The sequence below is a fragment of the Janibacter melonis genome (assembly GCF_020567375.1).
GTDB lineage: Bacteria > Actinomycetota > Actinomycetes > Actinomycetales > Dermatophilaceae > Marihabitans > Marihabitans melonis.
The window spans coordinates 606,871-619,410 of the sequence record NZ_JAJBZM010000002.1 but is presented as its reverse complement, the minus strand read 5'-3'; the positions used below and the strand labels follow the sequence as shown (position 1 = coordinate 619,410).

General features: G+C 67.1%; 13 protein-coding genes and 1 tRNA gene. 8 read left to right on the top strand and 6 right to left on the bottom strand.

Annotated features, from left to right (window positions below):
• The first annotated feature begins 75 nt into the window (after positions 1-75).
• The 5 genes from LIV55_RS09085 (at position 76) to LIV55_RS09070 (ending at position 4,109) form a co-directional block, all read left to right on the top strand.
• Complete coding sequence (locus tag LIV55_RS09085) at positions 76-846, top strand: SDR family NAD(P)-dependent oxidoreductase (protein ID WP_191563194.1); 771 nt, start codon at positions 76-78, stop codon at positions 844-846.
• Between the two features lie 11 nt (positions 847-857).
• The gene (locus tag LIV55_RS09080; RefSeq protein WP_229299967.1) at positions 858-1,940 is read left to right on the top strand and encodes an FAD-dependent monooxygenase; all 1,083 of its coding nucleotides are present in this window, start codon (positions 858-860) and stop codon (positions 1,938-1,940) included.
• A gap of 54 nt (positions 1,941-1,994) precedes the next feature.
• On the top strand, positions 1,995-2,756 hold the full coding sequence (locus tag LIV55_RS09075) for an SDR family NAD(P)-dependent oxidoreductase (RefSeq protein WP_229299966.1): 762 nt from the start codon (positions 1,995-1,997) through the stop codon (positions 2,754-2,756).
• Between the two features lie 128 nt (positions 2,757-2,884).
• Positions 2,885-3,010, top strand: coding sequence for a hypothetical protein (locus LIV55_RS16925; protein ID WP_267492717.1), 126 nt, complete (start codon positions 2,885-2,887; stop codon positions 3,008-3,010).
• Positions 3,011-3,287: 277 nt separating this feature from the next.
• Positions 3,288-4,109: a hypothetical protein gene (locus LIV55_RS09070; protein WP_229299965.1), complete on the top strand. Its 822-nt coding sequence runs from the start codon at positions 3,288-3,290 to the stop codon at positions 4,107-4,109.
• Between the two features lie 114 nt (positions 4,110-4,223).
• On the opposite strand, the gene LIV55_RS09065 is transcribed toward LIV55_RS09070, so the two are convergent.
• Positions 4,224-4,315: transfer RNA gene (locus LIV55_RS09065), tRNA-Phe, on the bottom strand.
• 220 nt (positions 4,316-4,535) lie between these two features.
• Here LIV55_RS09065 and LIV55_RS09060 point away from each other — a divergent pair.
• Positions 4,536-6,326: a hypothetical protein gene (locus LIV55_RS09060; RefSeq protein WP_229299964.1), complete on the top strand. Its 1,791-nt coding sequence runs from the start codon at positions 4,536-4,538 to the stop codon at positions 6,324-6,326.
• A gap of 865 nt (positions 6,327-7,191) precedes the next feature.
• On the opposite strand, the gene LIV55_RS09055 is transcribed toward LIV55_RS09060, so the two are convergent.
• On the bottom strand, positions 7,192-7,512 hold the full coding sequence (locus LIV55_RS09055; protein WP_267492716.1) for a histone-like nucleoid-structuring protein Lsr2: 321 nt from the start codon (positions 7,510-7,512) through the stop codon (positions 7,192-7,194).
• A gap of 192 nt (positions 7,513-7,704) precedes the next feature.
• On the opposite strand from LIV55_RS09055, the gene LIV55_RS09050 reads away from it, so the two are divergent.
• Complete coding sequence (locus LIV55_RS09050; RefSeq protein ID WP_191563202.1) at positions 7,705-8,550, top strand: hypothetical protein; 846 nt, start codon at positions 7,705-7,707, stop codon at positions 8,548-8,550.
• Between the two features lie 23 nt (positions 8,551-8,573).
• Here the strand turns inward: LIV55_RS09050 and LIV55_RS16920 are convergent, their stop codons facing one another.
• On the bottom strand, positions 8,574-8,705 hold the full coding sequence (locus tag LIV55_RS16920; protein ID WP_263596786.1) for a hypothetical protein: 132 nt from the start codon (positions 8,703-8,705) through the stop codon (positions 8,574-8,576).
• Between the two features lie 594 nt (positions 8,706-9,299).
• The gene (locus LIV55_RS09045) at positions 9,300-9,971 is read right to left on the bottom strand and encodes an 8-oxoguanine DNA glycosylase OGG fold protein (RefSeq protein WP_229299962.1); all 672 of its coding nucleotides are present in this window, start codon (positions 9,969-9,971) and stop codon (positions 9,300-9,302) included.
• Positions 9,972-10,385: 414 nt separating this feature from the next.
• Between LIV55_RS09045 and LIV55_RS09040 the strand changes: the two genes are divergently transcribed.
• A complete protein-coding gene (locus LIV55_RS09040; RefSeq protein ID WP_123093696.1) occupies positions 10,386-10,568 on the top strand; it encodes a hypothetical protein in 183 nt (60 codons plus the stop codon).
• 9 nt (positions 10,569-10,577) lie between these two features.
• On the opposite strand, the gene LIV55_RS09035 is transcribed toward LIV55_RS09040, so the two are convergent.
• On the bottom strand, positions 10,578-11,090 hold the full coding sequence (locus tag LIV55_RS09035) for a hypothetical protein (RefSeq protein WP_229299961.1): 513 nt from the start codon (positions 11,088-11,090) through the stop codon (positions 10,578-10,580).
• Entirely contained in the window at positions 11,087-12,373 is a 1,287-nt protein-coding gene (locus LIV55_RS09030; RefSeq protein WP_229299960.1) for an alpha-hydroxy-acid oxidizing protein, read from the bottom strand. Before LIV55_RS09030 ends, LIV55_RS09035 begins: the two co-directional genes overlap by 4 nt.
• Positions 12,374-12,540: the final 167 nt, after the last annotated feature.

Here is a 12,540-nt window from a genome sequence, read left to right as displayed (position 1 = left end):
TCCCACGGGGGCGGATCCGTGCCGCACCGGATCCGCCCCCGCGTTCATCGCACAGACATCGAGAGGACCTCGGACATGGCTCGCATCTTCATCACCGGCTCGACGGACGGGCTCGGGCTGCTCAACGCGCGCACCCTGATCGCACAGGGGCACGAAGTCATCTTGCACGCACGGACGAAGAGCCGCGCCGCCGACGTCCAAGATCTCGGTGCCCAGTCGATCGTGATCGGCGATCTCGCCAGCGACGCCGAGACTCGCTCGGTCGCGGAGCAGGTCAACGGGCTTGGCCGGATGGACGCCGTCATCCACAACGCAGGTGTCTACCTGACAGACACCCGTTCTCCGACGCCGGAGGGGCACGCCCGAACGCTGGCAGTGAACGTGGTCGCGCCCTACCTGCTCACGGCCCTCATCGAGCGGGCGGGCCGGCTGGTCTACGTCACGAGCGGGATGCACCTGGGAGTCCGCAGCAACATCCCCGACATGGATTGGACCAGTCGCCGGTGGAGGGCAAGCCACGCGTACTCCGAGAGCAAGCTCTACGTCGCCGCCCTCGCCTCCGCCATCGCCCGTCGGTGGCCCGACGTGCTCAGCAACTCCGTCGACCCCGGCTGGGTGCCGACCAGGATGGGCGGGCCGGGCGCGTCCGACGACCTCGAGCTCGGCCACGACACCCAGAGCTGGCTCGCCGTCAGCGAGGATCCCGCCGCCGCTGTCTCGGGCCATTACTGGCATCACCGCCGCCATCGCGCACCTGCCCCCGAGGTCACGGACCCGTCCTTCCAGGACCGGCTCGTCAACGCCCTCGGCGAGATGACCGACGTCCGCCTGTTCCGCACCACATGAAAGGAAAAACCATGAGCCACCCAGGAACTGCCGTCGTGGTCGGCGCCTCGCTCTCGGGCCTCATGACCGCGCTGGCGCTCTCGCGTACCGGCGTCGAGGTGAGGATGTTAGAGCGCTCGGACGATACGGGCCGCACCGGTGCCGCGCTCCACGCGCCCGACGGCCTGATCGAGCGGATCACCGGGTTCGCGCCGTCCCAGGTGCCCCAGCCGTTGGCACCGGGGATCCAGACGTGGTTCGCCGTGCACGCGGCCCTACGCGCCGCCGCCGACGCGAGCCCTCTGATCACGCTGCAGCAGAAGACCACAGTGCGCCGCGTCGGTCAAGACGGCGATACCGCCTGGGTTCTGGCCTCCGACGGAACACGGCACGTCGCAGACCTCGTCGTTGGAGCCGACGGACACCGCAGCGTGGTGAGGGCCCATGTCGCGCCCGAGCGTCCCAACGCGACGTTCGCCGGCTACACGATCTGGATCGGGATCGCCGACGAGGCGGACATCAGCGCTCGGCGCTGGCCACATGACGTCGCCGTCCTCAACAGCGGAAACAGCACCCTGCTCGGATACCCGCTCCCTGGAGTCTCGGGGTCCACCGCTGTGGGGGAGCGTCGTCTCGGGTGGGCGTGGTACGACGCCTCCCGCAACCATCTGCTGCGCCGATCCGGAGCGGTAAGGGGGTCGGTGGTGCGCCACTCCCTCATGCCCGACTCCGTCCCCGTATCGACCTATCGGGAACTGGCCGCCCAGGCAAGGACCGGCTTCCCGTCACCTTGGCGAGAAGCCATCCTTGACAGCATCGGCCGACGCGCCGTGATCGGAACGCCGATCGCCGAGTACGTCCCAGACCGGCTCGTGCGCGGCCGTGTCGCACTGGTCGGCGACGCCGCGCACGTGCCGACTCCGATGACCGGCAACGGGTTCAGCGAGTCGCTCCACGACGCCGAGGCCCTCGCCGAGGCGGTCGCCGCCCATAGTTTCGGCGCCGGGACCGCCGCGGCCCTGCTCGACTACGAGGGTGCGCGACTGCGCCGCGCCCGCAGCCTCGTGCAGTCCGGGCAGGGATTCAGCCGCTCATTCGCACGCGAGGCCGCGTGACGGATCAGGGCCCCAGCCACAACATGACCACCACGAAAGGCAAGTAACCGCATCATGAAGCGACTCGACGGGAAGACCGCGCTGGTCACCGGCGGCACCTCAGGCATCGGCTTCGGCACCGCGAAGCGCCTGCAGGAGGAAGGTGCCGTCGTCTACATCACCGGCCGCACGCAGGGAAGAGTGGACGCCGCCGTCGAGCGGCTGGCAGGAAGCGCCCGAGGCATCGCCGCGGATGCCACGGACCGCGAGGCGATGCAGGCAGTCGTCGAAGCGATCGAGGCCGAGCGCGGCACGCTCGACATCCTCTTCGCTAACGCCGGCGCGGCGTGGTACGGCACCATCGCGGAGATATCCGAGGAGGACATCGACAAGGGGCTCGCTCTGGACCTCAAGGGCACAATCTTCACGATCCAGGCCGCGCTGCCGCTGATACCCGACGGCGGTGCGATCGTCGTGAACACCTCCATCACCCAGGACATGGGGCTGCCCACCTTCGGTGTCTACGCCGCAGCCAAGTCCGGGCTGCGCAGTCTCGTACGCACCCTGACCAACGAGCTCCGTGACCGCAGAATCAGGGTCAACGCCGTCAGCCCCGGAGTCATCCTCACCGAGGTCTTCGAGAAGGACATGGGTCCCGAGGCAGGAGCCGCGTACGTGGAGCGCGTCGTGAATGAGATCCCCGCCGGTCGCATCGGTCTCCCCGAGGACATTGGCAACGCCGTGGTCTATCTCGCCTCCGTTGAAGCGTCTTTCGTGAACGGCGCGGAGCTCACGGTCGATGGTGGACAAACGCAGCTCTACGCAGGTCGCAACTAAGCGTCCGTCGTATCGGGCCTCTGCCGACCCTGCTCTCAGGTCTCTCTGGCGATTGTCTTCGCCGGACTCGCCGACGCAGTGCTGGGCGCTAAGCCGATGGTAGGCACCGACCCCGAAGAGTGGACAACGTGTTGCCGGTCTCGGAGCCGACCGGATTGTGTGTGCTCATGACCTTCGGACTGTGGATCTCGGTGCTGCCGCTGCTCGTCGTCGCGGCGGCCTGTGTATCCCTCCTCATAGTCAAGCCGCGCTGACACATCCGGGCGCCCAGCAAGATCGCCGCCGAGGTCCCTGGGTCGTCCGCTCCCAATGCAAGCCTGATGCAGGCGTCGATCACGGGTCGTCATCGGCGCGAGCAGCGGGGCTATTTTCTAAGGATCCTGCTGCGCTGCACGCTCCTACCTCCGCCCGAGCACGCCGACCGGCAGATGATTCGCGACGAATCGCTCTAGTCGCATTCGCACTTGACCATCGTCACTGCACACGGTGGGATCGGTCTCCTCTAGTCCACGACGAGTGAGGGACCCTCAGATGGTCGACAGTCAAGATGAGTCCCGTGACTCGCGCGACACCCCCCTGACGCGAGCCGAGCTGAGCAGCCCGACCCAGCGGGTGGCGGCAATCATGCGCGAGAGCTCCGGGCTGAGCAGCCCGACCCAGCGGGTGGCGGCCATCATGCGCGAGAGCTCCGGGCTGAGCAGTCTGGCCAAGCGGATGACAGCCGTCGCATACGGCAACTCCGAGATGACGAGCGTGTTCCAGCGGATGACGGCCATCATGCGCGAGAACTCCGAGCTGACGAGCCTGTCCCAGCGGATGACGGCCATCATGCGCGAGAACTCCGAGCTGACGAGCCCGTCCCAGCGGATGGCGGCCATCATGCGCGAGAGCTCCGAGCTGAGCAGTCTGGCCAAGCGGATGACGGCCGTCGCATACGGCAACTCCGAGATGGCGAGCCTGTCCGAGCGAATGACAGCCATCATTCGCGACAATCCCGAGCTCGCAAGACTCAGCGAACAATTCGATGAGCAGCTCGCGGATCTCGACCTTCCCGAGGAAGAAGGCCTGGACGACGCGTCGGAATCAGACGTCCTACCGGCCGGAAAGCATCGTCGGGCTTTGGCTTTCGTCCTTTCGCTCTACGTCTACGCGGTGCTGGTCGGCATTGACTTATCGGCCATCGACGAGGGCCATCCGGTCCTGGCGAAGGTGATCCCGGACGCAGACCTCACAGTCCTGGGCATGATCTTCCTTGCCATCAACGACCACCTGAAGCGCCACGAGGGCGACTCGACGAGTTCCGACGAGGGCGACTCGACGAGTTCCGAGGCCGATCAGCTGGGCCAAGGCTGACCAGTTAGGGATTCGACCTGAGCGTCAGCAACTAGCCGGAGACGATGTCCTGGGGATCACTCGCGGGTGGTGGGGTCGTGAACTTCGCCAAGGATCGTCACCGCACACCTCGAGGCGAGGGTGAGGGATTCGAACCCTCGGACAAGGTTTTCCCTCGCCTACGCATTTTCAGTGCGCTGCCATCAACCGGACTCGGCCAACCCTCCCCGGATGGGAGTCACCAGGCGGATCGTGCGATCAGAACACCTAGCGGCAGACGCGACTCTAACGGCCTGGCGTGCGAACCGCTGCCTGATGCTCCCTCTTCTAGCGGTGGCTGCTGGTGTCGCGACCACCCTGTCGGGAGCAACAGGGAGAATGTGCGCAGGCGGTTCTCTCGACGAAGGGGCGGGCACTGGTATGGGGTATAGCGACGATGGACAGCCGATGGTGCACTGGGATCGACTGGGCCAGCCCAAGTTCGACCGCCTGATCAACGCGCTCGTGGATCGGCGACACGACGATGCGGGTGATGACGTGCAGGTCATCGACGGCAGGGGCGGAGACGGCGGCCTCGACATTCGGGTCGTTACAGCAGGCTCTCGGGAACTGATCTACCAACTGAAGTACTTCCCGAACGGGTTCGACGGTCGCTATAGAGACAGCCGAAGGCAGATCACGGACTCGCTTGAACGCGCACTGCAGACCTGTCCAGAGTTGGACGAGTGGATCTTGGTCGCGCCGTGCACCGCAACCAGGCCGGGGTGGGCCTTCATCGAGGCGCTGAGGGCGCAGCATCCCGCGATCACAATCACCTTCGTTGATCGATCTCGGCTCGACTCACAGTGGGTCGCGGCGTACCCCGACGTGGTCAGGGCGATCATCAGCCGCGACGAGACTCTCGAAAAGGCCGCGATCTACAACACGGAGAAGTCGGTACTGGCTGGGGGCCTGCCGGACTTGCTCAAGCGGCACAAGGACCTAGACCAGGTGTCGCGGGACGCCCATCCCGATTGGTTCTGGACGGTCCGTACGGATGGACCGCACCAAGTCGCGGAGCTGCACCCCCGTCATGCGCGCGCGGCTGAGCGCAGCCCCTTCTCGATCCACTTTGACACTAAGGGCCCCCCTGACGACCCTGACCTCAAACACTTCGCAGACGCAATACGGTACGGACCGCTCGAGCCAGCCCGTCTGCCTGCGCGTCTCCTTTCCGAGGTAGTTATCGACGGTCCCGACATCGTCAAGAGCGGACTGCCTGGCGAGATCATCGAGCTGCGGTTCGTGCCCGATCTCCCCGAAGACCAGGAGCGACCACTCACTTTAGAGATCGACACCGATGAGACGTCGACGACTATCCATCACGGACTGATCACTCGTGCAGCCCAGGGATCAGCCGGTGCAACCATGCGTCAAGCCTTCACCAATGGAGCCGTTGTGCTCACGTGGCGCTTACCCAACGAGCAGCCTGGTCCGGCCTTCGTCGACATGACCGTCAACCTTAAGAAGGCCCGGTCGGCGTACGAACTGTGGAGCGTCACCCGCCTGCTCCTATCATGGTCCAGCTTCAACCAGATGAGGATGCTCCTCAACGGCAAGGTCTTCGCCGTCCTGGGGCAGCTGAAGGGCGCCCTGGAGCCTGAGCTGCTCGACGCTGCGATCGTTCTGAACGAGTTCACAGACGACTTGCTCTTCATCGGGCGGGAGTTCGACCGTGACTTCGTTGTGCCGGAGGCTGTATCGCAACTAGATCGAATCGACGCGCGCATCTTCCGCCGGATACTCGAGGGCAGGGTGGTCTGCTTGCCCTTCGAAACAACTATCAACGTCACCCTCACCCCGGCTGCGCTTGAGGACGACCAATGGGGGGAGGAACGCTCAGTGGTCGCGCTTTTCCCAGCGGACGACCCCCGCGACGACCGCACCGTTGAGCCCGGTTCGTCCTACTGGACCCTGGATGCGCTCAAGGCTCAGGGTGCGGTCGCCGAGTTCGTTCTCGATGAGCAGATGGGCCAGTACTTCCCGCAGATGTCACTGGAAGACGCGGTGACGGTGCAGGGGAAGCTTGCTCAAGGTGAAGATGCCCCCGCCCGCCTGAGCTCAGGAAGCGACCTGCGCCCTCGGATCTACCTCCCCGCTCGAATGGGTCCCGACCAGCAGATATCCCCAGAGCCCTGGGGCCTGTACGGGATCGAGGAAGTCCCGGAGCTTGCCGCGACACTGGATATCGGGTCGTGACCTACCCACATGACGCTGAACCATCCTGCGTGCACCGAGCAGCCGCCCCTCAGCTACCTCTATTGAGCCTTTGACGCGCTACACGCTGCTCGAAGCCCTAGCGCCGTCGTGGCGCCCGGCACTCACTCGGGCCGGCATGCCGGACAACCCCACCGAGGCTCACGTCGCGATCTGGCAGGCCAGCCGACGCGCTACCCACCACCAGGTGGTGTCTCAAAGGGCGGTGCTACTCCGAGCCGGGGGTCGGCCAGTCACCTCAATCGCACGGGAACTGGGCATCAAGCCGAGCACCCTCAGACACGGCCTAGACCTCGCCGGGCTGCGGGTCCTCATGCCGTGGCTCGGAGACGTGCCCGCATGGCGTACCGGCCGGGACGACGGTCACCCGGACTCCGAGATCGCCGAACTGTACGAGGTGCCTGAGTACCTCGTACGGATAGCCCTCGATGGGTGGCCGTCGACGAGGCCCACACCCTCCAGCGTCAAGCAGGAAGCACTTCGCCTGTGGCTCGAGGGCGCCGAGGTCACCCACCTCGCTACAGCGGTCGGCGTCAGCACCGATCAGCTACGTCAATGGCTACGCGAAGGGTCGCTCCGCCTGTCCCCCGTGCGGTTGAGGCAGGGACAGGTTGCCGAGCGGTTCGGGTGGTCGAAGAGCTTGAGCCGCGTCTACCGCCTGCAAGGTGTTCTGCCTGCACCTGACGGCGGCACGAAGCAGAACCCGTGGTGGTGGCAGAGCACGATCACGCGCGTTGCTCGCACGAACCTTCGCTACCGGTGCTCGCAGTGCCGGGCTCGCTTCTCAACGGCGAGAGGTCGCTCGATGCACCAGACGGTGACGCACCGCGCCTAGTTCTGGGGCGGGCTAGTTGGTGGCCTTCTCATACGCCTCTTTGACGTCCGCACTGATGCGTCCACGCTCGCTGACGTCGTAGCCGTTGGCCTTGGCCCACTCCCGGATCTCGCTCGTCGTGCTCGTCCCACCGGTGCCGGCGCTCTTGCGACGGCCGGTGCTGCGCCGACCGCCTGAGCGGCGACCTGCCCCGACATAGGCGGCCAGAGCGTCACGCAGCGCAGCCGCGTTGCTCTCGTTGAGGTCGATCTCGTATGTCGCTCCGTCGAGACCAAAGGTGACGGTCTCCTCGGCGGGACCGCCGTCGATGTCGTCTTCGAGGATCACCTGCATACGCTGAGCCACTGCTGCCGTCCAATCACTTCGCGGCCCCACCCCTGAACCAGAAGCGGGCCTTTGACACTTTCACGGAAATTGTCGTGCGCGTGATTCTGCAACGAATCTCGCTGGGTGACAACGATATGTCCCGAATGGTCCTACTATCCGAGCAGACCCTCGCCGAATAAGATAGGAACCGACATCTCAATGCTTGCTTTCGGTCGCGCAACCCGCGTTCGTGTAGCCCTGATCGCCACACTGTCCCTCGGGGGCGCGACCATCGCCGCGACGCCCGTCGCCTCGGCCAGCCAGGCCGCGTCGACCAAGGTGTCGGCCAAGGCCACGGCCAGCGCCCCGACCGCTGGAGCCACGGTCCACATCAAGGGATCGGTCAACCCCACGTCGACCAAGCGCGAGATCACCCTGCAACGGCTGCTCAAGGGTCGTTGGACCACCGTCTCCTCGAGCACCACCAGCAAGGGCCAGTACGCGCTGAAGGTGACCACGAGCCGCGTCGGGGGCTACACCTACCGGGTGCACGCACCGGCCAGTGGAAGCTACTCCGCGGGCACGAGCGGCACCGTGAGAATCACCGTCGTTCGTAAGAGCTCCGCGACCATGTCCGCCTCTCCGAACAAGACCCCTATCGGCTCCACCGCCCGCGTCAAGGGCACCTTGTCGCCGACTCGAGCTGGGCGCACGGTCAAGGCTCAGATGTACGACTTCGACCGCAAGAAGTGGGTCACCCTCGCCACCGGCAAGACCACCAGCAAGTCCACCTTCTCGATCCCCATCAAGGCCGACCACCCCAAAGGCTGGTCCCTTCAGCTGCGCGCATACGCACCCGCCACACCCGGATATGCCAGTGCAGTGTCACCGAAGAACTACCTCACCCTGACCTACCTCCTCGAGGACGGTCGAGTGAGCTGGACGACGGTTGACGGGTGCATGGTCTGGCTGCCCGGTGACCCCGCCACGGACTACATCGGGTACGGACCTGCTACCGATGCTCCCGACCGCTGCTGGGATGACGACGACATCATCTATGGGTAGACGCAGGCTCCTCCCGTGAGGCTTTAGCGCCGCCGCAGGCCGCGCAGGAGAGCAGCGTCGCGCGAGAGCACGCGGTTGGGGTCTGACTCGACGGGGGCGACGGCAGCTGCCGGCACAACGTCGACGCGCAGCTGCTCGCCCTCGAGGGTGACCACCACGGCCACCCACAGATCAGGTGCTCCCCTTCCTGCTCGCGCCGTGGCTTGCCGACGTCCCGGCCTGGAGACTCGGGCGCGAGCAGGTCCGTAGCCACACCGAGCTCACTGCGATGTACGACGTGCCCGCTCACATGGCCCGTGTCGCGCTGGACGGATGGCCCCACGACCGTGAGGCCTTGATCTCATGGTCGCCAGACCGAGCGGTCCGCCCGCGCGGACCTCAGCGTTGCAACTGCTGAATTCACCTCTTACAGATCAAGGGCGCCTTCGGCGCCAGCCGGCGGGCCTGCGGCCCGCCGCCGTGCCGGGCGTGCGGCCTGGCGGCCGTTCCGGGCGCGGCGGCGAACCTGGTCCCGCGGCATCTCAGCGGGTGTGCATCTATGAGTTCACCGTCAATCCGAAGCTCCACCGTCCGGCCTGCAGTCTCCCGCCTCAAGCGGCACTGGACGATCGAGACAGGAAGGTGCTCCGCACCTGCGGTCGCTCAGTCCTTCGGAGCCCGGCCGCTTGACCCGTGAGCCCTACGGCCGGATTGCTCCGCTATCGGATCGATGGCATCCCGTGGCTACGGATCAAGGCGCCGGATGGTCGTCAAGCGCCGTTGGCGGTGAAGAGTGCATACTCGATGACGTCCGTAGGCGCTTCCGGACACCACGCGTCCCTGAGCGCCTCACTCACAGCTATGTACCTCGCGTAGCTCGATGCCGACCATCCCCACGTCGCCCACCCCAGTGTCCGAGCCACACGTGCGTCAAGGATGAGGGGCCGAGCACGGCCCGACGAACCAGCCTCGAACCCGGCGAAGTAGATCCACTTGGTGAAGAACGCAGGCCCCAGGTGCTTGATGCGCAGCGAGCCACCTCGAAGCATCTGGGCGTAGCAGTCCGCAGGCTCCTCGGAACGTGCTGCAGAGTGAGCCTGTAGCAACGTCGCGGCAACGCCCTCCTCTTGAAGAGGACGAGCAGCCCGAGCAATCGCCCGAGCTTTAGTGCCCGTACCCCAGGCCGCCATCAGCAGGTAGAGCTCGAGCGCGTCCGCCTCCGTATCCACCCGCTCAGCCCGGCGATGCACGTCGCGTCGTGACACCGCGACTGCCTCCTGCGAGTCCAGAGCCGCTGGTCGGTACATCCCAGCCGGCCAGCGCTTCTCCCACTGCGAGCGGCCCCATGCGAACTCCTGACCGCGCACCTGCTCAGCGGTCGGCGGCCCCTGCGGGAATGCCACCTTCATCTTGTCGAGAACAACACGAGTGGATGCATCCATCACTCATCTGATCACAGGAGCCCGCTCCAGGTAGGGACTCCACGAGATCCCGCGACCTGGGGCACCGGGACTCCCAGCTACGACGTTGGCCATCTGAGAGTCCAAGGTTGCACGTCGCCTCGAGGCCGCATTTTGGACGTACGACAGTCGACTCGACGGCTCCGACCGATACCGACCGGCCCGAGTTTCCGCGGTTCACACGGTTGCCCAACGTGCTAATCACGCCCTCGCGACTCTCCTAAAGAAGGTGTCGCAAGTTCGAATCTTGCCGGGGGCACCGCCATTTACCGGGCTTCCCGCCCTCCCTCGACCCCGCGCGCGGGCGGTCGAGGCCGCATTGTGGACGCACCCGTTGCTGAAGGCCACGACGCACCCAGGACTGAAGCCCCACGACCCACCCGGCAGACTGCGCCCATGCCGACCTACCGCAAGTGGTCCATCGCGATGTTCGCGATCATCGCCGTCTACTGGACGGCTCGGCTCACCCTCGAGGGGAGCGCCGCCGACATCGCGATGCTCGTCATCGCACCCCTCATGCTCCTCGTCGGAGCGATCACGCTCTTCTCCTGGTTCCGCTGGACCCAGCGCGAGAGGTGACGCGGCGGTTTACAGACCGCAGGTCTCCCGCCACTCGATCCTCGTCGACGTGTCCGCGGCGCGACCGCGCCAGCCGGACCGGTAGTGCACGCGGATGCCCTCGAGCGTCGCCGGGACCTCCTCGACGACCACCCGGAGGACCAGGACCCGGCTCTCCCCCTTCGTCATCGTCTCCCCCTCCGCCTGCCGGCGGTCCCGCCAGATCGGGCCGTCCACGTCGACGAGCTCACCGGGCCACCCCGGCGAGGTCCCGGGGATCGTCGTCGGCCCGTCCAGCGTCGACAGCGACGACTCCTCGAGCCGCACCCCGTCGGCGCCCACCAGCTCGAGCTCCTCGATCTCGAGGTCGGTGCTCGCGTCGGCCGTGTGGTTCGCGACCGTCCAGTCGCCGGGGCGCGAGGCGATCGTGCACAGCGTCGACTCACCGCCGTCCTGCCCGACGTCGAGCGCCGGCGGCCCGCCGCACGCCACGGCGGCACCCGCGCACGTGACCACCACGGCGACCGCACGGAGCCTGCTCATCGCTCGACGAGCACGTCTCGCGTGATCGACGCCAGGTCTGGCACACCGGCGAGCGCCATCGTCAGGTCGAGCTCGGCGACGACGTTGGCGATGACCTCCTCGACGCCACGCTGACCCGCGATCGCCATCCCGTACATGTACGGCCGCCCGAGCAGCACGGCGTCGGCGCCGAGGGCGAGCGCCACGAAGACGTCCGCGCCCGTGCGGATCCCGCTGTCCATGAGCACCGTCGCGTCCGGCCCGACGGCGTCGCGCACCCGCACGAGGGCGTCCAGCGACGCGACGGAGCTGTCCACCTGCCGCCCGCCGTGGTTGGAGACGACGATGCCGTCGACGCCGAGGTCGAGGGCGCGGCGCGCGTCGTCCGGGTGCAGGATCCCCTTGAGCACGACCGGCAGCGTGGTCCGGTCTCGCAGGGTGGCGATGTGGTCCCACGACAGCCGCGGGTTCGAGTACGTCTCGAGGAAGGTCTCGACCGCCGCCCGCGGCCGTGGTGAGCGCAGGTTGTCGCGGAGGCGTCCCGGGTGGTGCCGTGTGATCGACAGCAACGACCGGATCGCCGACGGGGTGACCTTCGGGCGCTCGGCGGGCTCCCCCTTCGCCGCCGCGGCCACCCGCTCGTCGACGAGACCCATGAAGTGCTCGTCGCTCGTGTACTGCCCGATCCCCTGACCTCGGGCGAAGGGGAGGGAGCCGAGGTCGAGGTCCTGCGGTCGCCACCCGAGCACGGTCGTGTCGAGCGTGACGACGAGCGCCTTCGCGCCGGCTGCCTCCGCGCGGCCGATGAGGCTGTCGACGAGGCCCTCGTCGGTGCTCCAGTACAGCTGCATCCAGTGCGGGGTCGCGCCCATCGCCGCAGCGGTCTCCTCCAGCGGCGTCCCGCCCTGGTTGGTGAAGACGTAGGGCACACCGGTCGCGGCCGCCGCGCGCGCGGTGACGAGGTCGGCGTCGCGGTGGACGAGCTGACCGGCACCCACGGGCGCGAGGGCGAAGGGGGCGGGCAGCCGCGTCCCGAGGACGGTGCGGGAGAGGTCGCGGTCGGCAGCACCGGCGAGCATCCGGGGGACGATCGCCCACCGGTCGAAGGCCTCGCGGTTGTTGCGCATCGTGCGCCCTTCGCCCGCGCCGCCGGCGACGTAGGCCCAGGCGCGGCGGCTCATCGCCGACTCGGCCGCCTCCTCGAGCCCGGCCGCGTGGGTCGGCACCGCCGGCCGGTCGCCCACCACCCCGTCACGGTAGATCTGGCTCTGCCGCTCACGGCCGGGTCCGGGGCTCGGGCTCATCGGTCCTCCTGGGTCGGGTGCGCCCAGGCTAGGGCCGTCGACCGTTCGTCGACAGGGTCTGGCCTGTTCGAACACCTGTTCGATATCGTGGAGTCATGGCGACGATGCCGCAGCTCCCAGATCCCGGGACCCACCCGGGCGAAGGGGGTGTGCCGGCACTCCTCGAC